Origin of the sequence: Nocardioides sp. NPDC004968 (assembly GCF_040608935.1) — a bacterium.
In the GTDB taxonomy this organism is placed as follows: domain Bacteria; phylum Actinomycetota; class Actinomycetes; order Propionibacteriales; family Nocardioidaceae; genus Nocardioides.
Genome location: NZ_JBEXJF010000001.1, coordinates 444,674 through 466,391 on the forward strand (window position 1 = coordinate 444,674; position 21,718 = coordinate 466,391).

Here is a 21,718-nt window from a genome sequence, read left to right on the forward strand (position 1 = left end):
GCACCACGGGCGCTGAGACGAAGAGGGTTCGGCAGCGTCGACCCTTTAGCCTTGGGGACATGGGTGAAACCGGGGGAGCGCTGACCGGGCCGGTCGAGATCGTCGGTGTCGGCCTGCTCGGCACCTCGGTCGCGCTCGCCTGCGCTTCCGCCGGCCTCGAGGTGCTGCTGAGCGACTCGGTCGCCAGCCACGTGCGCACCGCGACCGGCCTCGGCGCCGGCCGCCGCCGCAAGCCCGGCGACACGCCGCAGCTGATCGTGGTCGCGGTCCCGCCGGCACACCTCGGCGAGGTGATCACCCGAGCGCTCGCCGACAGCCCCGACGCCGTCGTGACCGACGTCGGCAGCGTGAAGGCCTCGCCGCTGGCCTACGTCCGTGAGCACAGCCCCGGCGACGTACGACGCTACGTGGGTGGGCACCCGATGGCCGGCAGCGAGCGCTCCGGGCCGCTGGCCGCGACCGCGACGCTGTTCGAGGGGCGGCCCTGGGCGGTCACGCCGCACGCGGAGGCCGACCCCGAGGCGACCGAGCTCGTCGGCGAGCTCGCCACGCTGTGCGGCGCCGTTTCGCTCACCCTCAGCCCCGACGACCACGACCAGGCCGTCGCCCGCACCTCGCACGTGCCGCACCTGATGGCCGCCCTGGTGGCCGGCCGCCTCGCGGTGGCACCGGAGGGACACCTCGGCCTCAGCGGCCAGGGCGTACGCGACGTGACCCGCGTCGCCGCCGGTGACCCCGGCCTCTACGGCCAGATCGTGGCCGGCAACGCTCGCGCGGTGACCGACCTGCTGACCGAGGTGCGCACCCAGCTCGACGAGATGATCGCGGCGGTCGGCACCGGTGACGCGGCCGCCCTGGACGTACTGCTCAAAGAAGGTCAGGCCGGGACCAGAGCGATCCCCGGCAAGCACGGCCGGCCGCAGACCGCGCAGGCGACCATCTACGTCACGGTGCCCGACGAGCCCGGCAACCTGGCCCGTCTCTTCGCCGACGCGGGGGAGAGCGGCGTCAACATCGAGGACGTACGCATCGACCACGACCCCGGCCGCCCGGTCGGTGTCATGGAGCTGATCGTGGCCGACGACGCGGCCGACCGGATGCAGGCGGTTCTGGAGTCTCGGGGTTGGGTCGCTCACCGGTAGGCTCCCGCCCGTGAGCAGCAGCAATCCCACCACTGTCCCCGCAAGCATCGTCATCGCCGTCGACGGCACCTCCGGCTCCGGAAAGTCGAGCACCTCCCGCGGGGTCGCCGACCGCCTGGGCATGCGCTTCCTCGACACCGGTGCGATGTACCGCGCGATGACCTGGTGGATGCTCAGCAACGACATCGACGTGCACGACGCGGACGCGGTCGCCGCAGCGGCCGGCAAGCCGGTGATCACCTCCGGCACCGACCCGCTCGGACCGACGATCGCCCTCGACGGGTCCGACGTCTCTGTCGAGATCCGCAGCGACCGCGTCAACGCGGCGGTCTCCCCGGTCGCCACCGTCCCCGAGGTCCGCGCCCGGCTGATCGCGCTCCAGCAGCAGGAGATCCGGGAAGCGCTCACCGCCGGCTCCGGCATCGTGGTCGAGGGTCGCGACATCGGCACCGCGGTCTGGCCTCAGGCCGACCTGAAGCTGTACGTCACCGCCGACCCCGCCGCCCGCGCCGCGCGCCGCGCGGCCGAGGAGGGCGGCACCGACGCGGAGGCCGTCCGTGCGTCGCTGGAGAACCGCGACAGGATCGACTCCACGAAGGGCGGTGCGGCGGTGCCGGACGGCGCCACCCACCTCGACACGACGCCCTACACGCTGGAGGAGGTCATCGACCTCGTCGTCGACCTCGCTCAGAAGGCGGGGGAGTGAGCGCGAGCCCGCACGCGGGTACGCCCCGCACCGAGCTCCCCTCCTTGGATGAGGTCCCGCATCCAAGCCGGTGGGCGCTGTATCACATCAACGTCTACGCGCGGTGGCTGATCCGGCGCCGCTTCGACGTCCGGCTGCACGAGACGGCCAACATCCCGGAGACGGGGCCGGTGGTCTTCGCCTCGAACCACGTCGGCATCATCGACGGTCCGCTGCTGGCGATCTTCACGCCACGTCCGGTGCATGCGCTGACCAAGTCGGAGATGTTCGAGCACTGGTTCCTCGGTCCGTTCCTGCGCTGGGCGGGCCAGATCCCGCTGTACCGGTTCGGCAGCGACCCGGCTGCGGTGAAGCTGGCGTTGCGAGTGCTGCGTGAGGGCAACGCGATGGGGATCTACCCCGAGGGCACCCGCGGCGCGGGCGACCTGGTGCGGTTCAACCGCGGAGCGGCCTATTTCGCCCTCGCCTCCGGTGCTGTCGTGGTGCCCGTGACGATGCTCGGCAGCCGCGAGCCGGGCGGTGGCATCTCGTCGTTGCCGCACAAGGGTGCGCGCATCGACATCGTCTATGGCGAGCCTTTCGCCGTCGAGCGCGTAGGCTGGCCGCGTACGAGGGAACAAGTCGGGCTTGTCTCGGGTTTGATCCAGAAGCACATGCAGGTCCAACAGGACCATGCCTTGGCGTTGACCGGTCGCGAACTGCCCGGTCCGCTACCTAGCGAGGAGAACAATGACTGACCCCGACGTTTCGTATGAGGACGTACGGAACTTGACCGAGACCGACGAGACCCCGACCGGCCCGCTGCCGGTGCTGGCGGTCGTCGGCCGCCCGAACGTCGGGAAGTCGACCCTGGTCAACCGGATCATCGGTCGTCGCGAGGCCGTCGTCCAGGACGTCCCCGGCGTGACCCGCGACCGCGTCTCCTACGACGCCGACTGGAACGGCAAGGCGTTCACGCTGGTCGACACCGGGGGCTGGGACCCCGACGCCCAGGGCCTGGCCGAGCGGATCGCCGCCCAGGCCGAGATCGCGGTCTCCCTGGCCGACGCCGTCCTCTTCGTCGTCGACGCGACCGTCGGCATCACCGACTCCGACGAGGCAGTCGTACGCATCCTGCGCAAGTCCGGCAAGCCGGTCGTCCTGGCGGCCAACAAGGTCGACGACATGCGCACCGAGGCCGAGGCCGCCGCGCTGTGGAACCTCGGGCTCGGTGAGCCCTGGCCGGTCTCCGCGCTGCACGGCCGCGGCTCGGGTGACATGCTCGACGCGATCCTCGCGGTGCTCCCCGACCCGCCGCCGCTTCCCGAGGGCACCGAGATCGGTGGCCCGCGTCGGATCGCCCTGGTCGGCAAGCCCAACGTCGGCAAGTCGAGCCTGCTGAACAAGCTGGCCAAGGAGGAGCGGGCGGTCGTCGACAACGTCGCCGGCACCACCGTCGACCCGGTCGACGAGCTGATCGAGCTCGGCGGCCGCGAGTGGCGCTTCATCGACACCGCCGGAATCCGCAAGCGGGTCAAGGAGGCCTCGGGCCACGAGTACTACGCCTCCCTGCGCACCACGACCGCCATCGATCGTGCCGAGGTGGCCGTGCTCGTCCTCGACGGTGGCGAGAAGATCTCCGAGCAGGACATCCGCATCCTGCAGACCGTCCGCGAGGCCGGCCGGGCGCTGGTGATCGCGTTCAACAAGTGGGACCTCGTCGACGAGGACCGTCGCTGGCAGCTCGACCGCGAGATCGAGCGCGATCTCGTCCAGGTGCAGTGGGCCCCGCGGATCAACGTCACCGCCCGCACCGGCTGGCACGTCGACCGCCTGGTCCCGGCTCTCGACAAGGCGCTCGAGGGCTGGGAGACGCGGATCGGCACCGGCGCGCTCAACTCGTTCCTCGGCCGCCTCGTCGCCGAGCACCCGCACCCGGTCCGGTCCGGCAAGCAGCCGAAGATCCTCTTCGGCACCCAGCCCTCGACCGCGCCGCCGACGTTCGTGCTCTTCACCAGCGGCAAGCTCGAGGCCTCCTACGAGCGCTTCATCGAGCGTCGCCTGCGTGAGGAGTTCGGCTTCGTCGGCACCCCGATCGTGCTCCAGCAGCGGGTTCGGGAGAAGCGCAAGCGCTAGTCCTCAGGCGGGGCGGGCGTCAGCTGACCGTCCGCCCCTGCCTGGACCCAGCCGTTGTTCGCGGCGTGCCAGCCGAGCTGCATCCGGGTCTCCACGCCGGCCAGGTCGAGCAGCGCCCGCACCCTTCGCTGCACGGTGCGCAGCGACGTACCGAGCTGTTTGGCGACGGCCTGGTCGGTGAGCCCCGCGAGCAGCAGCCCGAGGACCTGCGCGTCCTCGTCATCGACCTGCTGAGCGACGTCGCCGGTGAGCCCTGAGGTGCCGACCAGCATCGGTGTCGCCTGGTCCCACACGTTCTCGAAGAGGGCGATCAGCGCGTCGAGCAGGGTGCTCTCCCGGACCAGCAGCGCACCGACGACGTCGCCCGAGGAGGTCAGCGGCATCAGGGCGAGGCGCCGGTCCACGATGATGAGCTTGAGCGGCACCTGATCGGCGAACCGGACCTCCTCGCCCGCGTCGGTCGCCTCGATCGCCTCGTCGACGGTCACGTCGTGGCTCTCCAGCATGCTGCGTTCCACGACGACGCGGTAGAGCACGCCGCGGGCGACGGCCTTGTTCTCGGCGGAGTTCTCCTGGCTGGAGGTCACGATCACCGGCGGGCGGACGAACGCGTAGACGCGCTCGCGCGCGCCGAGCTGGACCTGCTCGAACCGGTGCCGGACGGCATCCTCGCCGTGGATGACGTCGACCACGTCCGTGGGGCCACGGCCGGCGGCGGCCACGCGATAGGCCTCGTCGAGCCGGCTGAGCTCGATCTCGGCATGCCGCACCTCGTCCTGCTGCCGGGCGAGCAGCGCGCCGAGCGCGATCGCGGGCGGTGCCGCGGCGAAGCGCCGCTCGTCGCCGGTGATCCGGGCGGCCAGGCCGTGCTCCTCGAGGCGGCGCAGCAGCAGATGAGCCTCTCCCGGGGAGGTGCCGAAGGCGCTGAGGGCAGCCGCGAACTCGGCGGCGGTGGCGGAGGGCATGGCGATGAGCTCGCCGTAGGCGAGGGTCTCATCAGGGGTCAGACCGAGCACGTCGCCGAGCATGGCACTTCTGCGACAGACCGGGGGCGTTCCAGCGCTGACGGAGTCTCGCCATGCCGTAAAACCGCCACGACAACGCTCTTGTCGCCTGTCGCGCCCCATTGACAGGGTCCATCCCCATGAGACCCCCAACCACCTCTGGCCTGTCGGCCGCTACCAAGGCCGTCGCGGCAGCTGCTGCGGCGACCGCCCTGGTCGCGACCATGGCCACCAGCGCGCATGCGACCCCAGGCACCGACCCCACGCCTGAGGGCCCCCAGACCGATGCCGGCAGCACCACGGCCGGCACGGCACCACGTACGCCCGCCCTCGACGACGGACGGACCACGATCACCCTCGTGACCGGCGACGTCATCGACGTGACCGCGACCGACGACGGCGTCCTGACGCTCGGGTTCGACCCCGCCGGCGCTGCCATCGAGACACAGCAGGTGGGCGACCACCTCTACGCCATCCCCACCGCTGCCAAGCCCTACCTGGCCGCGGGCACTCTCGACCGCCGGCTGTTCGACGTCACCGCGCTCCTCGAGATGCGCTACGACGACGAGACGGTCGAGGCCACTCCGCTGATCCTGGAGCAGGCCTCGACCCGCGCCAAGGCGGCGAAGCTGCCGGGTGCCGAGCGTACGCTCGACCTGCCGAGCATCGACGCCGACGCCGTCGCGGTGAACAAGAAGAAGTCGTCCGCGTTCTGGTCGGCCGTGGCCACCGACGGCGGGGCGTCCGCTCGCGCCGCCGGTGCGGCCGGGAAGCTCGGCGGCGGCGTCGAGAAGATCTGGCTCGACGGCAAGGCCGAGACGACCCTGGACCGCAGTACCGCGCAGATCGGTGCGCCCGAGGCGTGGGCCGCGGGCTTCGAGGGCAAGGGTGCGACCGTCGCGGTCCTCGACACCGGCATCGACGCCACCCACCCCGACGTCGCCGACCAGGTCGACGGGGCGCAGTCGTTCGTCCCGGGGGAGGAGGCCACCAGCGACGCGCACGGTCACGGCACCCACGTGGCCTCGACCGTCCTGGGCACCGGCTCGGCCAGCGAGGGTTCCTACAAGGGCGTCGCCCCCGGCGCCGACCTGATGGTCGGCAAGGTCCTCGACAACGCCGGGTACGGCCAGGACTCCTGGATCATCGCCGGCATGGAGTGGGGTGCCGCGAACGCCGACATCGTCTCCATGAGCCTCGGCGACTCCAGCCTCAACGACGGCACCGACCCGATGGCGCAGGCGCTCAACGCGCTGAGCGAGCAGACGGGCGCCCTGTTCGTCGTCGCCGCCGGCAACAGCTACGCCGAAGGATCGCTCGGTAGCCCCGGCACCGCGGACGCCGCCCTCACTGTCGGTGCGGTGGACGACGGTGACGTACGCGCCGACTTCTCCAGCTACGGTCCGCGGGTCGGCGACCACGCGATCAAGCCCGACCTGACCGCCCCCGGCGTCGGTATCGTCGCGGCTCGCTCCCAGCAGGCGTCCGGCGAGGGCTGGTATACCTCGATGAACGGCACCTCGATGGCCACCCCGCACGTCGCGGGAGCCGCCGCGATCCTCAAGGGCGCCCACCCCGACCTCACCGGTGAGCAGCTCAAGAACGCCCTGGTCTCCTCGGCCGCGGACATCGACGCACCGGCGTACGAGGTCGGCACCGGCCGCCTCGACGTACCCGCCGCTCTCGACGGCGTGGACGGCTCCGGCGACGGGTTCCTCGGTTTCTACGGCTGGCCGCACGACGGCGACGAGCCCGTCAGCGAGACCGTCACCTACACCAACTCCACGGACGCCGACGTGACCCTCGCGCTGAGCACCGACGTCGTCGGGCCCGACGGCAAGGCGAGCGACCTCGTCTCGCTCTCGGCCGAGGAGGTCGTGGTCCCTGCCGGTGGAAGCGCCGAGGTGACGATCACGGCCGACGCCGATGACGCCGCCCTCACCGGTAAGTACAGCGGTGCCGTCGTCGCCACCTCCGGCGAGATCACCGTGCGCACCGCGACCGCGCTGGTCAAGGAGGAGGAGCGCTACGGCCTCGACATCACCGCGCTCGACCGGTCCGGCGAGCCCGCGACGGGCTACGTCGACTTCTACCGCTACGGCGACCAGTTCGTCAGCAGCCTGCCAATCGACTCGGCCACGGGCACGGTGCCGACCCAGCGCCTGCAGCCCGGCACGTACTCGGCCACGGCGTTCCTCGACGTCGCCGGCTCCCAGGGACCCGGCTCGACCGGTGTCGCGCTGGTCGGCGACCCGCAGGTCGTCGTCACCGACAAGGACCAGTCCCTGGTGCTCGACGCGCGCGACGCCGACGAGCTCACCCTGAAGACGCCCAAGGACAGCGACGTCGCCTTCCGCCGGTTCCAGTTCTTCAACGACTCCGGCATCGGCGGTCTCTACGCGACCTTCGGCGCGACCTACGCCGTCCCGGTCGACGTCGACTCGATCTACGCCGAGGCCACCGGTCCCGTCGACAGCGCCGAGTTCGACTTCGCTGTACGCTGGCGGGCCACCGAGCCGGCACTCGACGTGACGGCGCGGAGCTCGCGGGCGCTCGCGTTCGACCCGGTCTACCAGCTCGGCTCGTCCAGGCTCGACGGCCGGGTGTCACTGCGGGCCGTCGCGGCCGGAAAGGGCACGTCCGCCGACTACGAGGACGTCGACGCCAAGGGTCGGGCCGTGATCGTGACCAGGGATGACGCCGTCACCGCCGAGGCGCGGGAGGCCGCTGCGCAGGCTGCCGGTGCCGCGCTGCTGGTGGTCGTGAACGACCGTCCCGGCCCGCTGGTCGACTTCGTCACCCAGGAGGACCTGCCCGTAGTCTCGGTGCGCTCGGCCCAGGGCGAGAAGCTCGTCGCGGCCGCCGCGAAGGGCAGGTTGAGCCTCGAGGGCAAGGCCGTCGAGTTCCCGAACTACCTCTACGACATCTCCAAGAGCTGGCCCGGTGAGATCCCGGCCGAGCTCGCGCTGGCGCCGACCACCCGGCAGCTCGCCACCGTGGAGAGCCGCTACAACGACACCCAGGAGCGGCTCGCCGTCGACGACCGCGCCGACTGCCGCGACTACCAGTGGCCGCCGTGCCTCAGCGTCCGGGCGCTGCAGCCCACGGCGACCGTCCGGACCGACTACGTCTCCACCTACGACGGCGTCACCTGGTACGAGAACGTGGATCACGAGAGCACTTGGGGGCAGCGGGGCGTGCGTCAGGCGTACGAGCCGCGCAGCACCACGGTGCGCAACTGGTTCGCTCCGGTGACCGCGCCCCGTACGGGCGACGGCTACTGGGGTCCCCGACACAGTGGCGACTGGTTCGCGGTCAACGTCCCCGACTCCAGCGGGGCGGCCGGGATCACCGGTGGGTTCCCGTGGGGCGAGACCCCGGTGACCTCGCGTCTCTTCCAGGGCGACACCTTGGTGCGGGAGAGCATCAGCCACGCGGTTCAGACCGCTGTCCCTGTAGCCGAGGGCCCGCAGACGTACCGGTTCGAGATCGACACCGACGCGGCAGGCGATGCCCACCGCTACTCGACCAGCACCCGTACGTCCTGGACGTTCGTGGCCGACCAGGCGGATCCGGTCCCGTCCGGTGAGGTCGGTACGCCGTTGCCCCTGCTCCAGCTCGACTACGACGTGGACACGGCGCTGGACGGCACGGTGCGCGCCGGTGCCGAGGTCCCGTTCGCGGTGGTGCCCTACACGGTGCCGGGCGCCGAGCGCGCCGGCTCGGTGAAGGCGGCGACGCTGGAGGTCAGCTACGACGGCGGCTCGACCTGGACCGCGGTGAAGCTGCGCAAGGACGGTGACCGTTGGGAGACGCGCCTGCGGATCCCGGCCCGCGGCGCGGACCTGGTCTCGCTCCGGGCCACCGCCCGGGACGACGCCGGCAACACGGTGACCCAGAAGGTCGTCTCGGCCTTCGGGGCCAAGCGCTAGCGGCCCACAAAGGTCAGGCCCGCAGGTCACCGGTGGTGACCTGCGGGCCTGACGTACGTCTTCGGACCGGGCTCAGGCGGCGGAGCCGTCCGCGGCGACCGACGGGGGCTTGACCTCGAGACGCTCCAGCACGCCCTGGTAGAGCTTGGTCAGGGCGGCGACCTCCTCGGCGGTGAACGCGTCGAACATGACGTGGCGGATCAGCCTCACGTGCTCGGGAGCGGCGGCCTCGATGGCCTCCAGTCCCGCCGGGGTGAGGTCGACGAAGGCACCACGCCGGTCATCGAGGCACTCGCGGCGCTCGACGAGGCCGCGCGCGGCCATCCGCATCACCTGGCGCGAGAGCCGGCTCTTCTCCCACTGCAGCTTGTCACCGAGCTCGTACATCCGCAGCGAGCGGTCGGGGACGTCGGTCAGGTTGACCAGGACGTCGTAGTCAGCGAGGGAGAGGCCGTTCTTGGACTGGAGGTCGCGGTTCATCCGCGAGGTGAGCTGTGCGTTGACGGCGAGCCAGGCACGCCACGCCACCTGTTCGTCGTTACTGAGCCACTTGACCTCATCCATAAGGCACACCTTACCGAGTCGTAGCTTGCGCTTTCAGCACCGCCGCCCGCCTCCGGCAACTGTTGACGCAGAAACTAGACTGGATCCGAGACGTCATGGCATGAGGAGAGCACGATGAGCATCGACATGGACTTCATCACGAAGGACCGTGAGCGGATCAAGAAGGAGTATCTCCGCGAGGAGGGCCTCCGCCCGGCCAGCACGGCTCGCGGGATCCACCACACCGCGCTGCTCTCCTCGGACGTACGCAGGTCGATCGACTTCTACCAGGGGCTCTTGGAGTTCCCGCTGACCGAGATCTTCGAGAACCGCGACTACGCCGGTTCCGACCACTTCTTCTTCGACGTCGGGGCGGGCAACCTGCTGGCCTTCTTCACGCTTCCCGGGCTCGACCTGGGCCCGTACGCCGAGGTGCTCGGCGGGCTGCACCACATCGCGATCTCGGTGACGCCTGAGAACTGGGACTACCTGCGCGCGAAGCTCGACGTGGCGGGCGTCGACTACATGGTCGAGTCCAAGTCGTCGATCTACTTCATGGGGCCCGACGGCGAGCGGCTCGAGCTCCTCGCCGACCCGCTGGGGGAGATGTACGGCACCAAGGTGCTCTGAGACGAGGCGCAGTCGGGACGGGTCGTCTCGGCCCGTCCCGGCCGCGCTCAGGGACGGTCGAACGGGTCCTCTGGCACCTCGAGCTCGAGCTGCTCGGCGTAGACCTGCTCCTCGGCCCGCCGGTCGGCCAGCCACGCCGTCAGCGCCACGACGACCAGCTGCGAGCGGGACTCCGCGGCCATCTCGTGGACCATGGCGTCCAGCACGTCGACATTCGTCGCCAGCAGACGCAGGGGCATCGTGACGTACGGGTCCTCGAGCCGTTTCGGCTGAGGCACGGTGCGCATGAAGGTGCCGTCGGAGACGGGCCTGGTCTTCTCGCGCAGCGCTGCCTGGTGGGCGCGCAGGAGGACCGGCAGCCGGGGGCGGGTCGCCGCGACGGCGTCGAGCATGACGTCGACGAGCGAGCGCGGGACCTCCTGGCTGTAGGTCTTCCACTGCGCCGCCAGGGATGCCGGCACGGAGAGGCTGATCGCCTGCACCGGCATCCCCTGGCGCCGCCCGGCGCCCTCCCGCTTGGATTTCGTGCGATGGGCCGGGGTGCCCTTGCGGGAGATCGGGTCGAGCTTGCTGGCTGGTGCTGTGTTGGATGGGGCTGTGTTGCCCGGGGCTGTGTTGTCAGCAAGGGGGAAGTCCGACACGGTGAGCTCCTGTGGTGGGTGTGATCCATGTGTCAGGAGTGATTCTGTCGGACAGCACCGACAGTTTCGTGAGGGCGGGTGTCAGATCACCATGCTGAGTGCCAGTACGAACACCAGACCGGACACGGAGAGCACCGTCTCCATCAGCGACCAGGACTTGATCGTCTGGCCGACGTCGAGGCCGAAGTACTCCTTGACCAGCCAGAACCCGGCGTCGTTGACGTGGGAGAAGAACACCGAGCCGGCGCCGACCGCGAGCACGACGAGCGAGACCTCGGCGGCAGGCATGTTGGCGACGAGGTCGACCACCAGAGACGAGGCGGTGATCGTGGCAACGGTGGCGGAGCCGGTGGCGAGGCGGATGAGGACCGCGAGCACCCAGGCCAGCACGATCGCGGACACCCCGGAGCCCTGAGCCCAGTCGGCGAGCTGAGTGCCGATGCCGGTGTCGATCAGCGACTGCTTGAACCCGCCACCGGCGGCGACGATGAGCACGATGCCCGCGATCGGCGGCAGCGACATCTCTACCGTCTTGGCGATCTGGCGGCGGTCCATCCCGGACCCGCGCCCGAGCGTGAACATGGCGACGAGGACCGCGATGGTCAGCGCGACGAGCGGGTAGCCGATCACGTCGAAGACCTGCTGGACATTGTTCTCGGGGTCGTTGATGACGATGTCGACGATCGCCTTGGCGAGCATCAGCACGAGCGGCAGCAGGACGCTGAACAGGGTGACGCCGAAGGAGGGGCGCCGGGCGTCGCCTTCGGGGTTGCTCACCGGAGTGGCGTCGAAGGTGTGCGGTGCGTCCACGACCACCCAGCGTCCCGCGAGCTTGCCGAACAGCGGGCCGCTGACGACGATGACCGGGATCGCGACGAGTACGCCGAGCGCGAGCGTCGTGCCGAGGTCGGCCTGGAGCGCGTCGATCGCGGCGAGCGGACCCGGGTGCGGCGGCACCAGGCCGTGCATGGCCGAGAGGCCCGCAAGGGTGGGGATGCCGACGGTGATCAGCGAGACCTGCGCACGACGGGCGACCAGGTAGATGACCGGCATCAGAAGCACGAGGCCGATCTCGAAGAACATCGGCAGGCCGATGATCGCGCCGACGAGCGCCATCGCCCAAGGCAGCGTACGAACCGAGGACCTGCCCACGATCGTGTCGACGATCTGGTCGGCACCGCCGGAGTCGGAGAGGAGCTTGGCGAACATCGCGCCCAGCGCGATCAGCAGGCCGACGCTGGTCGCGGTCGCGCCGAAGCCTTCACCGAAGGAGGTGATCACGTCCATCACGTTGCGTCCCGCCAGCACACCGACCGCGACGCCGCCGAGCAGGAGCGCGAGGAACGGGTGCAGCTTCACGTAGGTGATGAGGACGACGATCAGGGCGATGGAGGCCAGCGCGGCGGCGAGGAGTACGCCGCCGGAGGCGACCGGGGCGACCGGTTCTGGCGCGGCGAGGAGGATCATGCCGACTCCTTGGAGATCATGGTGGGGGTCAGGTTCTCGGTGGTGAGGTAGCGGTCGACGATCGCGTCGATGTCCTGGTCGATGTCGATGGTCGTGCCCCGCTCGTCCGGAGCGAGAGGCTCGAGGGTCGCGAACTGCGAGCGCAGCAGCGACGGCGGCATGAAGTGCCCCGCGCGGGCGGCGAGGCGTGCCTCGACCACCTCCGGGGTGCCGCTGAGGTGGAGCAGCCGGAGTCCGTGGGCGCGGCTGTGGAGCAGATCGCGGTAGCTGCGCTTGAGCGCCGAGCAGCTCAGCACTGCGCCGGTCTGCTCGTGCTCAGCGAGCCAGCCGCCGAGCGTCTCCAGCCAGGGTTTCCGGTCGTGGTCGTTCAACGCGCGACCGGAGGCCATCTTCGCGATGTTCTCCGGCGGGTGGAAGTCGTCGGCGTCGGCGAAGGGGACCCGGAGGCGCTGGGCGATCGCAGCGCCGACGGTCGACTTGCCGGAGCCGGATACTCCCATGACGACGAGGAGGGGGTTCTGTGTCACGCGTCACAGGCTGCACTAAAAGGCATCCGTTTGGCAAGGCGGGGCGTCATAAAGGATTCTGATTACGTCGCGTTCGGATTGTGCGACGATGCCGCAGTGACGACTTCCAGCGGTGATGCCGTACATCGACTGCACCAGAGCGTCCGAGACGCGCTCGGACGCAGGATCGTCTCCGCCGAGCTGCCGCCAGGGGCCGTCCTCACGCTGGAGGGGATCCAGGCGACGTACGACGTCTCGCGCCCGGTCGCACGGGAGTCGGTGCGCGTTCTCCAGGCGATGGGCATGGTCGCCACCCGGCGACGTGTCGGCATCACCGTCCTCCCGCGGCAGAAGTGGAACGTCTTCGACCCGCTGGTCATCCGCTGGCGGCTCGACGGCGAGGGCCGGCGCGAGCAGCTGCTGTCGCTCTCCGAGCTGCGGCTCGGGTTCGAGCCGATCGCGGCCCGGCTCGCCGCCGAGCGGGCCGAGCCTCAGCACCACGGCGAGCTGGCCAGATCCGTGGCCGACATGGTGGTCCACGCTGCCGCCGGCGACCTGGAGGCCTATCTCGAAGCCGACACGACCTTCCACCGAGTCCTGCTCAACGCCTGCGGCAACGACATGCTCGCCGCGTTCGGCGACCTCGTCGCCGAGCTCCTCGCCGGACGTACGCACCACCACCTGATGCCCGACAAGCCGAACCCGACCGCCATCGAGCTGCACGAGAAGGTGGCGATCGCGGTACGTAACGGCGACCCGGCAGCCGCCGAGCAAGCCATGCGCGCCATCATCGACGAAGCCGCCGAAGCCCTCGCCTCTGCCGACGACCCGCCGGACGGGGATACCGATTGGTGAGCGCGTGAAGCCGTGCGGTAATGTTCGGATCGCTTCGAGCGGAGAAATCCACTCGCAGTTTCGGGCTGTGGCGCAGCTTGGTAGCGCACTTGACTGGGGGTCAAGGGGCCGCAGGTTCAAATCCTGTCAGCCCGACAGATTCGCCCCTGACCTGCATCGCGGGTCAGGGGCGTTTTTTGCGCCTGTCTGCGAGGTTGACCACGTTCCCGGTCGGCTGGGCCGTGGGCCCATTTTGGGCCCACCAGGTCGAAAATGCGTCTCCAACGGCGGTCAAAGCCTGGTGGTCGGGGTGCAGGTAGCGCTGAGTGACGGCGGGGTCTGTGTGACCTGCAACACGCTGCAACATGTGTAGGTCGACGCCGCTGTCTGCCATCCACGTCAGGGCAGTGTGTCGCAGGGCGTGGCGGTCGAGGCCAGCGAGGCCGAGTTTCTTGACCACGGTGTCCCAGCCGGTTGCCCGGCGTAGCGATGCGGTGGTGATGACCCCACCCCGGGGCCCGACGATGAGGCGGTCCTCAGGCTCTCGTCCCTCGGTCAACCGTTCGAGCGTCGGCCGCAGTTGCTCGATGATCGGTACCGGCCGCTTCCGGCGTCCCTTGGTCTCCTTCGTGACCAGACCGCCGCGCCCGGGGTAGGTCTGGCGCTTCACCCAGATCAGCCCGTCGTCATGGTTGATGTCCGCCACCGTCAGGCCAGCGCACTCGCTGATGCGTACGGCGGTGGTCGCCAGGACAGTCACCGTATCGCCCCACGACCGATGACCTCCGGCCTCGACGAGCGCGTCGACCAGGCGGTCGAGGGTCGCGACATCCGGCAAGGCGAAGTCGCGTGGGTTCATCACCTCCGTCGGCGTCTCCGTGCGGCCGGTCGTCTTCCGCCTGGCGCGGTTCTTTGCGGGGTTGCGGTCGAGGAGGTTGTCTCGCACGGCCTCATCGAGGATCAGCACCAGGGCGGCCACAGTGTTCTTCACGGTGGAGGAGCCATACTCCTTCTCCCAGTGGTCGATCGCGCGGTCGATCAGGCCGGTGGTGATCATCCCGACGGGGATGTGTCCCAGCGCGGGGATGACGCGCTTCCGGAGCCCGGCGGAGTATGGGTCGTAGGTCGACGTTGGGTCGATGCTGCGGGCCCAGCGCTCGCCCAGCAGCTCGATGTACGCCTCCAGTGCTTGCGTCCGGTCGACGCCGGTCCGGGCGGTCTGTTCGAGAGTGTCGAGCCACTCGTTCGCGGCGTCGATCGAGTCGAAGGTGTCCTTGACCTGGTCGCGCTTCCCGGTGCGCGGGTCCGTCCAGCGAGCCCGCGCTGGGTAGCGAATCGCACCGCTCTTGGTGGCGCGGGCGCTAACCTCGCGGTTCACGCGTACGCCGAACGGCGGTGACTTGCGCTCACTCATGATGCGTCGGCCTCCTCGGTCAGGTTGGTGTGTAGCCAGTCGGCAAGTGCGGCTTGGGGGTAGCGGTAGACGGATCCCACCTTGACGTAGCACGGGCCGACGCCGTCGAGCCGCCAGCGTCGCACCGTGGAGGGGTTCACGCGGAAGTGCTCAGCGACCTCCTCGGTGGTCAGCAGCGGGGGCAGCTCGACCACCGTCGCTGTCGTTGATGTGCGCTCGATCGTCATCGCTGGGCCTCCGGGTCGCAGGTCGGGTGGACGTGGGTGCCGTCGTCTACAGCCATGGGTTCATGGCAGGCGCGACAAGTGAGGGGGAGGGGAGCCGTCCCAGCCGTCCCAGCCGTCCCAGCGGGGTGTTCTGCCTGGTCAGGTCTGGTTTTGGGGTGGGACGGCTGTGGGACGGCTGGGACGGGTTGGGTGTGGGTGGGACGGCTGTGGGACGGCTGGTTTTCGCGAGCCGTCCCAGCAATAAACAGGCTCTGATCTGCGGAAACATCGCTTTGGGACGGCTGGGACGGCTGGGACGGCTGGGACGGGTTGGGGGCCTCGGGCGGGCAGTAGCGAGCCCAGGCGTCGGCGAAGTCGGTGCGGCGGTAGCCCTTGGCTTGACGGTCTTTGCCGAGGCGGAGGTTCGATGACGTGATGTCGAAGTCACGCAGCAGCGCGCCGAGTCGCACCGGGGTGAGCCCGGTGTTGCCGTAGGTGGCCCAGGGGGCTTCGGGGTCCGCTTTGAGGTGGTCGAGCAGGTCGGTGGTGGCCAACATGTCGGAGGTGCCGAACGCGGCGCGGCAGTCAGTGAGCAGACGGGCTTGGATGCTGAGTTGGGCGTTGGCGTCGCGGGTCTCGGTCAGGGTGGTGCAGGCGGCCCGGGCGAGGTCGGGCCAGGCACCTCCGGCGAGGTCGGCCACGGCGAGGAGGGGTTCCCAGGTGTCAGCGGCGCGGTCCTCGACTGGCATGTCGGGCATGGCGGATCCGAGGTGGTCGAGGTGGGCCCTGACCCACTGGTTCAGCCGCTGGCGGAGGTTGTCCAGGGCTGGACCATCGCGGCGGGTTCGGTACGGCGCGACGGACTCACCCGGGGCGCGGCGGCGCATCCGGATGACGACGGCGCGGTCCTCGATGGTGTCGGGCATCGCACCGATCCCGGCCAGCGCGGCCATGGCGAACGTCTGGATCTTCTCCACGCTGGAGTTGGCGGCGTTGTACCGGAGAGCGGGCCGATTGCGCTGATGGCCAGCGTTGAGCAGCCCGCGCAGGTCTTCGTTGTCTCCGGCCTTGGGCCCGAACACGGTGTCGGCCTCGTCCAGCAGGATGGTCGGCGGGTTCTTCCGCTTCATCCCGATCGAGCGGTACACCGCCGATGGGGAGGCGTTCACGGTGAGCAGCGGGTCATGGCACGTCGCCTCGACCAGGTCGAGCAGCCGCGACTTGCCACACCGCTTCTCCGGAGCCCGGATGACCAGGCGGGCGGCGTGGGCCCAGGCGGGCACGGCGTGGGTGGCGGCGATCCAGAGCACGACCCCGGTGGCGGAGTGCTCATCGGGCAGGATCACGTAGCGGGCGAGGGCCTCGCGGACCTCGTTGAGCAGCAGCTCTCCGGCGTCAGCGTCGAAGTCGGCCGGGGTGAGCGCGGCGTTGCTGCCGTTCTGCTCTTGATCGGTGCTGGTCTCGGCGTCCATGTTGGTCTCCTCCGGGTCGGGTGCGGGTTGGTCTGGTTGGCCGGTCATGCGGCGCTTCGGCGGGTGGCGGCGCGGTGGAAGCCGGATCGGATGGTGGCCTCGGCCTGGTAGGTGTCGTAGGCGTTGGCGGCGATGTGTCCAGCGGCGGCGGCCAGGACACGGTCCAGGGCGGCGTGTTCGGTGATCAGTCCGCGGTTGATCAACTTGCCGACGTTGGTGGCCATGACCCACAGGGCGAGGTTGCGGCCGCCGTCCGGGGCGGCGTTGAGCGCGGTCGTCTCGGCGTCGATCACGGCGTCGACGTAGGCCGAGGCGCTGTGGACGGCATCCCCGGACCCAACGGCCCGGTACGGACGGCTAGAGGTCCGCTGAGGCGCGTTAGGGGAGCCGTTCGGGGTGGTGCTGGTCGTCGGGCGCTGGTCGCGGCTGAGGAGGTCGAGCAGGAACATCGGCAGCGGTGCCGGCGGGCGGTCGTCAACCATGGTGTACGCACCCGTTCCGATGGTGGTCGGGGGTGCGGCGACGTAGCCGCCGTGGGCACGGGTGTCGATCAGCCAGCCGACCTTCCCGGCGGTGTTGGCGAACCGGCGAGCGGTATCCGGTGCGGCGTAGTAGAGGTGGGTTCCACCGGAGACGGTCCGCACGGTGTAGGTCGGGGTGATGGTGCCCCCGTGGACTCCGGCGAGGTGGTCGAGCACGTCCTCACCCGTGGTGATCTCGAACGTCTTCCACGGCTCGGGGATCTCGGAGCCGGGCTTGTGGGTGTCGAGGTCGACCACGACCAGCCGCGAGGGTCCGCAGGCGATCCCGACTCCGTAGGCGGGGTTGCTGGACCAGGCTCGGGTGATCCAGTCTGGCCGGTTGGTGGCGCGCTGCTCCCACCCGGCGTGACCGGTGCGGCACCAGGCGTCGGTGCCGTCGCAGTCGGCGGCGCGGTGGTTGGGGGTGGCGGGCCGCTTGGAGCTGGGCAGGAGGGGGAAGACTCGCCAGCCACGGGCGGCGTAGTCCAGTGCGGTCGTGAGGGTGTCAGGCTGCTGTGTCATCGGTCTGTCCTTCCTCGGTGTCGTGCTGGTCGGGTGCGTGGCGGTCGGGGCGAGCGTTGGCGACCATGAAGCCCTGCAAGGTGGGTCGCGGGTGGGTAGCGGCGTATTCCTCGAGCTCGGTCGGGTAGCCGAGGGATTCGGCTTCGGCGTCGGCCTCCCAGGCGGCCATAGCAAGGCGCTGCTGGGTGGTGATCAGGTCGCGCCACCAGTGGGGGCGGCGCTGCACATAGCGGCGGCGTACGCGGCGGGGTCGGCGGCTCATCAGGCACCCGCAGCCTTGCTATTGGTCCAGCGCTGAACGGTTCGCTCGGAGACCTTCAGCAGCCCGGCGACCTCGGGCACCGGCAGCCCGTAGGCGCGAAGCTCGGAGGCGGCGCAGGCGTCGTGGACCTGGTCGCCGTCGTCCTCGCTCAGCACCTCGTCGCAGACGGCGCACAGGCCGGTGTGCTCCTCGGTGTCGTCCTCGTCGTCGTGTGTGTCGGGGATGACAGTCAGGACGGGCTTGGGGGTGACAGAGGCAGACCGAGCGGGGATCGCGTGGGGCTGGTCGCCGGGGTCGGTGTCACCCTCGATGTCAGCCCCGTTGTCAGGGGTGGTGTCGGGAGTGGCGGCCGACTGGTGACCGAGCAGCTCGCGGTAGGCGATCGCCCCGGCGGCGTGCTTCTCGGCCGACTTGGTGAGCCGGGTCGCGGCGCGGTTCTCGGCGCGCTCGACGGTGACCTTGATCTCGGCTAGGGCGTGAGTGCGGGCGGCCAGCCGGGCCGACTCGCCGTAGCCGGTGATGGTCTCCATGTGGGCCGCGTGGCGTGCCTCGATCGCGGCCAGGGCGCGCTGGTCGCGAATCTCAGCGGTCCGGGCCCGGATGAACTCTGCGGTCTCGGGCGAGACGGTCACCTGGTCGCGGATCCCGTCAGCGACCAGCAGCAGCGCGGCGAGTGCGGGAATCGCGGACCACGGGCCCATGTGCCCGACAGCGGCCAGCAGGATCGTGGAGACGGCCACAGCGACCGCCGTAGCGGCTCCGAAGCCGTACGCGGCGGCCCTCTGGCCGGACTTGTAGGCGTGGATCGTGGTGTGACCCAGCGCAGCCCACACGACATCGGCAGCGAGGGCGACCGCTACGCCGACAGCGGGAGCGGCGGACCCGGCGGCGGGGATCATCGCGGCGACCTGGGGAGCGATGGTCACGGCGACCTGGACGAAGCCAACGGCGGTCATGCCGTAGCCGACAGCAGCGAGGCCGGAGGGGCGGTTGGACTTGGGAAGGGAAGCGGTGTTCATGGCCAGTCTCTTTCTGCTTTGGAAGGGTGTCTTGCCTGGTCAGATGAGTGTTTTGGGCATGGGTCGGGTAGGGACCTGGGCTCGTGTGGCCCGTGCGAGGGGTGGGAGGCGGTTACCAGCCGGGGCGCTGTGGCGGCTGCTTCGGGTCGCGCTGGGGCGGCATGGTCGTGGTGGTCGCCTCGGTGTGGATGCGGCGGGCGTGGTTGTAGAGCGCGCGCCCGGTGCGGAGGCGGGTGCCGGTGCCTCGGCAGGTGCGGCAGGCCCGGAGCTTGCGGAACACGGTTCCGGTGGTGCGTGAGCCGGTGCCCTGGCAGCGGCGGCACGGCTTGAACGGCAGTTCGCGGCACAGGGTGGCGTAGATCCCAGCAGCGAGGGTGATGAGCGCGAGGGTCGCGAGGGTAGCGACGGCGAGCGGTGTCATGGAATCTGCCTCCTGGGCTGGTTTCGGGTGGTCGGTGTGCGGGTCGCTACCCGCTACCTTCGAACGTCTGTGCTGGTCAGGGCTGGGTTTGGGGGTAGCGGGGTGGGTAGCGGTCTCGCTACCGGGTGGTGGTCCGCTACCTCCGGCGCTACCCCTCGGTCTGGGTCTCGGTCTGGGCCTCCTCGCGGTCGGCGCGGAGCTTGTTGAGGTCGGCGCGGCGGTAGCCCTTGCGGACGGTGCCGGAGATCTTCACGTCGACCGAGGTGAGTCCCGCGGTGCGTGCCATGTCCGACAGAGCGTCGGCGGAAAGGTGGGTGTAGGCGTCCGGCCAGGTCTCGGTGAGGCTGGCCGCGGCGCTGGACCAGTGCTGGCCGTTGGGGGCGGCGACCTCGGTCAGGTCGGCGAGCAGGTCACGGGCCGGGGCGGTCTCGATCGGCGCACCCACCGCGACTCCGCCACGCAGGGAGGTGGCGCGGGCGACCATGTCGGCCCAGACCTCGTCGGCGGGGAACTGCGAGCGGGCAGCGACCGGGGACGCTCCACCGGTCATGCATCCCCATCCGGCGTCGAACACGGGCCGGTAGACGGTGCCGGTCAGACCGCGCTTGTAGGCACCGGTGCCGAGGATCATGTCGTTCTCGACCTGACCGGCCACCGAGAGGCACCAGCGGTTGGTGACACAGCGGGTGATGCCCGGGGGCAGGGACGCCTTGTCGGGGATCTGGGTCGCCAGGATCACGCAGATACCGAGAGCACGCAGACGCTTGATCGCACGCTCAAAGTCGCTGGCAGCGTCCGGGGAGTACAGGAACAGCTCGTGAGCCTCATCGATGACCACACACACCGGGTGCAGCCCGGAACCGGGCTTAGCAGCAAGCTCCGGGGTGACCTTGCCCTGAGGGGCCTCACCGCGCTTGCGGGCCGCGAGGATCCGCTTGCCGCGCTTCTCGGCCTCGACCACCAGCCACCGGCCGATCGCCGCGCCCTGGTCCAGCGCTTCATCATCGACGCCAACGACGTAGGTCGAGCACAGCGGTTCGAGGTCGAGGAAGTCGCCGGTGCCCTTGAACTCAGCGATCTTCAGCTCACAGGTCGGGTCGAGCATCGCGATCGCGATCAGCGCACGGGCGGCGTAGGACTTACCCGAACCGGGCTGGCCGCCGATCAGGTAGGAGCGCTGGAACAGCGTCGTATCGATCGGGCGGGAGCGCTCGTCGCTGCTGAACTCGGCAGGCTCGAAGAACGACGTACGCGCGTTCTCGGCAGCCAGGGACCAGGTCGGCTGGCCCATCTCGGAGGCGGGCTTGTAGCCCACCCACAGGTCGAGCTGTCCGGGGTGGTCGGGTCCGGCCGAGGGCCAGACCTGGTCGACCGGGATCCGCAGCGCGGACGCCAGACCGTCACGACGCTCCAGCACCTTCACCGAGGTGACACCCTCGGGCAGGTTCACGCGGGCCAGCCAGCCGGGTCCGTCACGATGGATGCCGGGGTGACAGAACTCGATCTGCTCCGGCGCGGTGATGCCGCGTACGGCCAGCGAGACCAGTGAGTTTCGGACCAGGTCACCGGTGAGCTTGGTGAACCGGCGACCCGTCGCGACACGGCCCAGGATCGGCTTGTCAGCCGGTCGGCCGGCACGGGCGGTGACCACGATCAGCGCGGCCAGAGCAGCCCACAGAACCGGCGCCAGGATCCCGGTCACGGCGAGGATCGCAACCATGATCAGGGTGGCGGCGGTGGCAAGTGCCAGGCCCCACATGCGGCCCCTTGACTCACGCTCCCGGATCTTGTTGAGGGCTTGCCAGGTGTAGGCGTCGTTGGTCTCTGCGGCCTTCTGGCGCAGCTCGTAGTTGCCCTGTTCGGCACGTACCCACCGGGTGACCTTGCCCGTCATCCGGCCAGCACCCACGACCGAGTAGCCCAGCGTCTTGACGGTGTAGACCGGGGTCCGGACCGCGTGGAATGCGGTGTGGTAGCCCGCAGCCGACACGGCCTGACGCACAGCGGCCTTACGCGCCTCAGCAGAGCGCAGCCACGGCGGGATGATCGGCGCACGCTCACCGGCCACCCGATCCGGCGCAGCCCAGGTCAACGTAGAGGGCAGGTCGTCCGGATCGCCCGACTCGGCCGACTCGGCGTCGGCGTCCTGGTCGCTCTCAGTGAACGGGGTGGTCGTGTCGACGTGGTCGACCACGGCCAGCACCTCACCCTCGAACACGTCGACACGCTCAGCGTCATAGGCGTCGTCGTGGTCGGCCTCGGTGAGGCCGATTCGGTTGTCGAACAGAGCGGCCGGGCTGTCCGGCGCGGTTCCGTTCGTGGGGTAGTAGTCAGTCATCGTCGGGTCCTTCCGTTGGTCTG

General features: G+C 70.1%; 20 protein-coding genes and 1 tRNA gene. 8 read left to right on the forward strand and 13 right to left on the reverse strand.

The window, feature by feature from the left end; genetic code table 11:
* The first annotated feature begins 59 nt into the window (after window positions 1–59).
* The 4 genes from ABZU72_RS02110 to der are packed head-to-tail and all read left to right on the forward strand — an operon-like array spanning window position 60 to window position 3,963.
* Window positions 60–1,142 carry a prephenate dehydrogenase gene (locus tag ABZU72_RS02110; RefSeq protein ID WP_355017252.1) on the forward strand — a complete coding sequence of 361 codons (1,083 nt, stop codon included), beginning with the start codon at window positions 60–62 and terminating at the stop codon, window positions 1,140–1,142.
* Window positions 1,143–1,152: 10 nt separating this feature from the next.
* Complete coding sequence (gene cmk, locus ABZU72_RS02115; RefSeq protein WP_355017253.1) at window positions 1,153–1,848, forward strand: (d)CMP kinase; 696 nt, start codon at window positions 1,153–1,155, stop codon at window positions 1,846–1,848.
* Window positions 1,845–2,585, forward strand: a complete 741-nt coding sequence (locus tag ABZU72_RS02120; protein WP_355017254.1) for a lysophospholipid acyltransferase family protein — start codon at window positions 1,845–1,847, stop codon at window positions 2,583–2,585. Before cmk ends, ABZU72_RS02120 begins: the two co-directional genes overlap by 4 nt.
* On the forward strand, window positions 2,578–3,963 hold the full coding sequence (der, locus tag ABZU72_RS02125) for a ribosome biogenesis GTPase Der (RefSeq protein ID WP_355017255.1): 1,386 nt from the start codon (window positions 2,578–2,580) through the stop codon (window positions 3,961–3,963). Before ABZU72_RS02120 ends, der begins: the two co-directional genes overlap by 8 nt.
* On the opposite strand, the gene ABZU72_RS02130 is transcribed toward der, so the two are convergent.
* A complete protein-coding gene (locus ABZU72_RS02130; RefSeq protein WP_355017256.1) occupies window positions 3,960–4,991 on the reverse strand; it encodes a helix-turn-helix domain-containing protein in 1,032 nt (343 codons plus the stop codon). The two genes, der and ABZU72_RS02130, sit on opposite strands and share 4 nt — an antisense overlap.
* A gap of 116 nt (window positions 4,992–5,107) precedes the next feature.
* Here ABZU72_RS02130 and ABZU72_RS02135 point away from each other — a divergent pair, with 116 nt between their 5' ends.
* Window positions 5,108–8,899, forward strand: coding sequence for a S8 family serine peptidase (locus tag ABZU72_RS02135; protein ID WP_355017257.1), 3,792 nt, complete (start codon window positions 5,108–5,110; stop codon window positions 8,897–8,899).
* Between the two features lie 72 nt (window positions 8,900–8,971).
* On the opposite strand, the gene ABZU72_RS02140 is transcribed toward ABZU72_RS02135, so the two are convergent.
* Window positions 8,972–9,463 (reverse strand): MarR family transcriptional regulator, encoded by a 492-nt coding sequence (locus ABZU72_RS02140; RefSeq protein WP_355017258.1) that lies wholly within the window; start codon window positions 9,461–9,463, stop codon window positions 8,972–8,974.
* Between the two features lie 114 nt (window positions 9,464–9,577).
* Here ABZU72_RS02140 and ABZU72_RS02145 point away from each other — a divergent pair, with 114 nt between their 5' ends.
* Window positions 9,578–10,072, forward strand: a complete 495-nt coding sequence (locus tag ABZU72_RS02145) for a VOC family protein (RefSeq protein ID WP_355017259.1) — start codon at window positions 9,578–9,580, stop codon at window positions 10,070–10,072.
* A gap of 47 nt (window positions 10,073–10,119) precedes the next feature.
* Here the strand turns inward: ABZU72_RS02145 and ABZU72_RS02150 are convergent, their stop codons facing one another.
* From ABZU72_RS02150 to ABZU72_RS02160, 3 genes are all read right to left on the reverse strand, one after another.
* Window positions 10,120–10,713 (reverse strand): hypothetical protein, encoded by a 594-nt coding sequence (locus ABZU72_RS02150; RefSeq protein ID WP_355017260.1) that lies wholly within the window; start codon window positions 10,711–10,713, stop codon window positions 10,120–10,122.
* 81 nt (window positions 10,714–10,794) lie between these two features.
* Window positions 10,795–12,180 (reverse strand): gluconate:H+ symporter, encoded by a 1,386-nt coding sequence (locus tag ABZU72_RS02155; RefSeq protein WP_355017261.1) that lies wholly within the window; start codon window positions 12,178–12,180, stop codon window positions 10,795–10,797.
* Window positions 12,177–12,680, reverse strand: a complete 504-nt coding sequence (locus tag ABZU72_RS02160; RefSeq protein WP_355017334.1) for a gluconokinase — start codon at window positions 12,678–12,680, stop codon at window positions 12,177–12,179. Before ABZU72_RS02160 ends, ABZU72_RS02155 begins: the two co-directional genes overlap by 4 nt.
* 123 nt (window positions 12,681–12,803) lie before the next feature.
* Here ABZU72_RS02160 and ABZU72_RS02165 point away from each other — a divergent pair, with 123 nt between their 5' ends.
* Window positions 12,804–13,541 carry an FCD domain-containing protein gene (locus ABZU72_RS02165; protein WP_355017262.1) on the forward strand — a complete coding sequence of 246 codons (738 nt, stop codon included), beginning with the start codon at window positions 12,804–12,806 and terminating at the stop codon, window positions 13,539–13,541.
* Between the two features lie 61 nt (window positions 13,542–13,602).
* A tRNA-Pro gene (locus tag ABZU72_RS02170) sits at window positions 13,603–13,676 on the forward strand.
* A 28-nt stretch (window positions 13,677–13,704) separates the two neighbouring features.
* Here the strand turns inward: ABZU72_RS02170 and ABZU72_RS02175 are convergent.
* The 8 genes from ABZU72_RS02175 to ABZU72_RS02210 all read right to left on the reverse strand — a co-directional run bounded on the left by ABZU72_RS02175 (window position 13,705) and on the right by ABZU72_RS02210 (window position 21,695).
* The gene (locus ABZU72_RS02175) at window positions 13,705–14,934 is read right to left on the reverse strand and encodes a site-specific integrase (protein WP_355017263.1); all 1,230 of its coding nucleotides are present in this window, start codon (window positions 14,932–14,934) and stop codon (window positions 13,705–13,707) included.
* A complete protein-coding gene (locus tag ABZU72_RS02180) occupies window positions 14,931–15,161 on the reverse strand; it encodes a helix-turn-helix domain-containing protein (RefSeq protein ID WP_355017264.1) in 231 nt (76 codons plus the stop codon). The genes ABZU72_RS02175 and ABZU72_RS02180 overlap by 4 nt, the downstream gene beginning before the upstream one ends.
* The gene (locus ABZU72_RS02185) at window positions 15,158–16,660 is read right to left on the reverse strand and encodes a DUF3631 domain-containing protein (RefSeq protein WP_355017265.1); all 1,503 of its coding nucleotides are present in this window, start codon (window positions 16,658–16,660) and stop codon (window positions 15,158–15,160) included. The genes ABZU72_RS02180 and ABZU72_RS02185 overlap by 4 nt, the downstream gene beginning before the upstream one ends.
* Complete coding sequence (locus ABZU72_RS02190) at window positions 16,657–17,655, reverse strand: bifunctional DNA primase/polymerase (RefSeq protein ID WP_355017266.1); 999 nt, start codon at window positions 17,653–17,655, stop codon at window positions 16,657–16,659. Before ABZU72_RS02190 ends, ABZU72_RS02185 begins: the two co-directional genes overlap by 4 nt.
* Window positions 17,639–17,917, reverse strand: a complete 279-nt coding sequence (locus ABZU72_RS02195; protein ID WP_355017267.1) for a hypothetical protein — start codon at window positions 17,915–17,917, stop codon at window positions 17,639–17,641. Before ABZU72_RS02195 ends, ABZU72_RS02190 begins: the two co-directional genes overlap by 17 nt.
* A complete protein-coding gene (locus tag ABZU72_RS02200; protein ID WP_355017268.1) occupies window positions 17,917–18,936 on the reverse strand; it encodes a hypothetical protein in 1,020 nt (339 codons plus the stop codon). Before ABZU72_RS02200 ends, ABZU72_RS02195 begins: the two co-directional genes overlap by 1 nt.
* Window positions 18,937–19,048: 112 nt before the next feature.
* Complete coding sequence (locus tag ABZU72_RS02205; RefSeq protein ID WP_355017269.1) at window positions 19,049–19,357, reverse strand: hypothetical protein; 309 nt, start codon at window positions 19,355–19,357, stop codon at window positions 19,049–19,051.
* A gap of 148 nt (window positions 19,358–19,505) precedes the next feature.
* Window positions 19,506–21,695: a hypothetical protein gene (locus tag ABZU72_RS02210; RefSeq protein WP_355017270.1), complete on the reverse strand. Its 2,190-nt coding sequence runs from the start codon at window positions 21,693–21,695 to the stop codon at window positions 19,506–19,508.
* Window positions 21,696–21,718 lie beyond the last annotated feature (23 nt).

Excerpts from the sequence above, each read along its gene's own strand:
- ABZU72_RS02110 (WP_355017252.1), top strand. The coding sequence starts at position 60 with ATGGGTGAAACCGGGGGAGCGCTGACCGGGCCGGTCGAGATCGTCGGT.
- der (WP_355017255.1), top strand. The coding sequence starts at position 2,578 with ATGACTGACCCCGACGTTTCGTATGAGGACGTACGGAACTTGACCGAG.
- ABZU72_RS02130 (WP_355017256.1), bottom strand. The coding sequence starts at position 4,991 with ATGCTCGGCGACGTGCTCGGTCTGACCCCTGATGAGACCCTCGCCTAC.
- ABZU72_RS02135 (WP_355017257.1), top strand. The coding sequence starts at position 5,108 with ATGAGACCCCCAACCACCTCTGGCCTGTCGGCCGCTACCAAGGCCGTC.
- ABZU72_RS02140 (WP_355017258.1), bottom strand. The coding sequence starts at position 9,463 with ATGGATGAGGTCAAGTGGCTCAGTAACGACGAACAGGTGGCGTGGCGT.
- ABZU72_RS02145 (WP_355017259.1), top strand. The coding sequence starts at position 9,578 with ATGAGCATCGACATGGACTTCATCACGAAGGACCGTGAGCGGATCAAG.
- ABZU72_RS02155 (WP_355017261.1), bottom strand. The coding sequence starts at position 12,180 with ATGATCCTCCTCGCCGCGCCAGAACCGGTCGCCCCGGTCGCCTCCGGC.
- ABZU72_RS02160 (WP_355017334.1), bottom strand. The coding sequence starts at position 12,680 with ATGGGAGTATCCGGCTCCGGCAAGTCGACCGTCGGCGCTGCGATCGCC.
- ABZU72_RS02175 (WP_355017263.1), bottom strand. The coding sequence starts at position 14,934 with ATGAGTGAGCGCAAGTCACCGCCGTTCGGCGTACGCGTGAACCGCGAG.
- ABZU72_RS02180 (WP_355017264.1), bottom strand. The coding sequence starts at position 15,161 with ATGACGATCGAGCGCACATCAACGACAGCGACGGTGGTCGAGCTGCCC.
- ABZU72_RS02185 (WP_355017265.1), bottom strand. The coding sequence starts at position 16,660 with ATGACCGGCCAACCAGACCAACCCGCACCCGACCCGGAGGAGACCAAC.
- ABZU72_RS02190 (WP_355017266.1), bottom strand. The coding sequence starts at position 17,655 with ATGACACAGCAGCCTGACACCCTCACGACCGCACTGGACTACGCCGCC.
- ABZU72_RS02195 (WP_355017267.1), bottom strand. The coding sequence starts at position 17,917 with ATGAGCCGCCGACCCCGCCGCGTACGCCGCCGCTATGTGCAGCGCCGC.
- ABZU72_RS02200 (WP_355017268.1), bottom strand. The coding sequence starts at position 18,936 with ATGAACACCGCTTCCCTTCCCAAGTCCAACCGCCCCTCCGGCCTCGCT.
- ABZU72_RS02205 (WP_355017269.1), bottom strand. The coding sequence starts at position 19,357 with ATGACACCGCTCGCCGTCGCTACCCTCGCGACCCTCGCGCTCATCACC.
- ABZU72_RS02210 (WP_355017270.1), bottom strand. The coding sequence starts at position 21,695 with ATGACTGACTACTACCCCACGAACGGAACCGCGCCGGACAGCCCGGCC.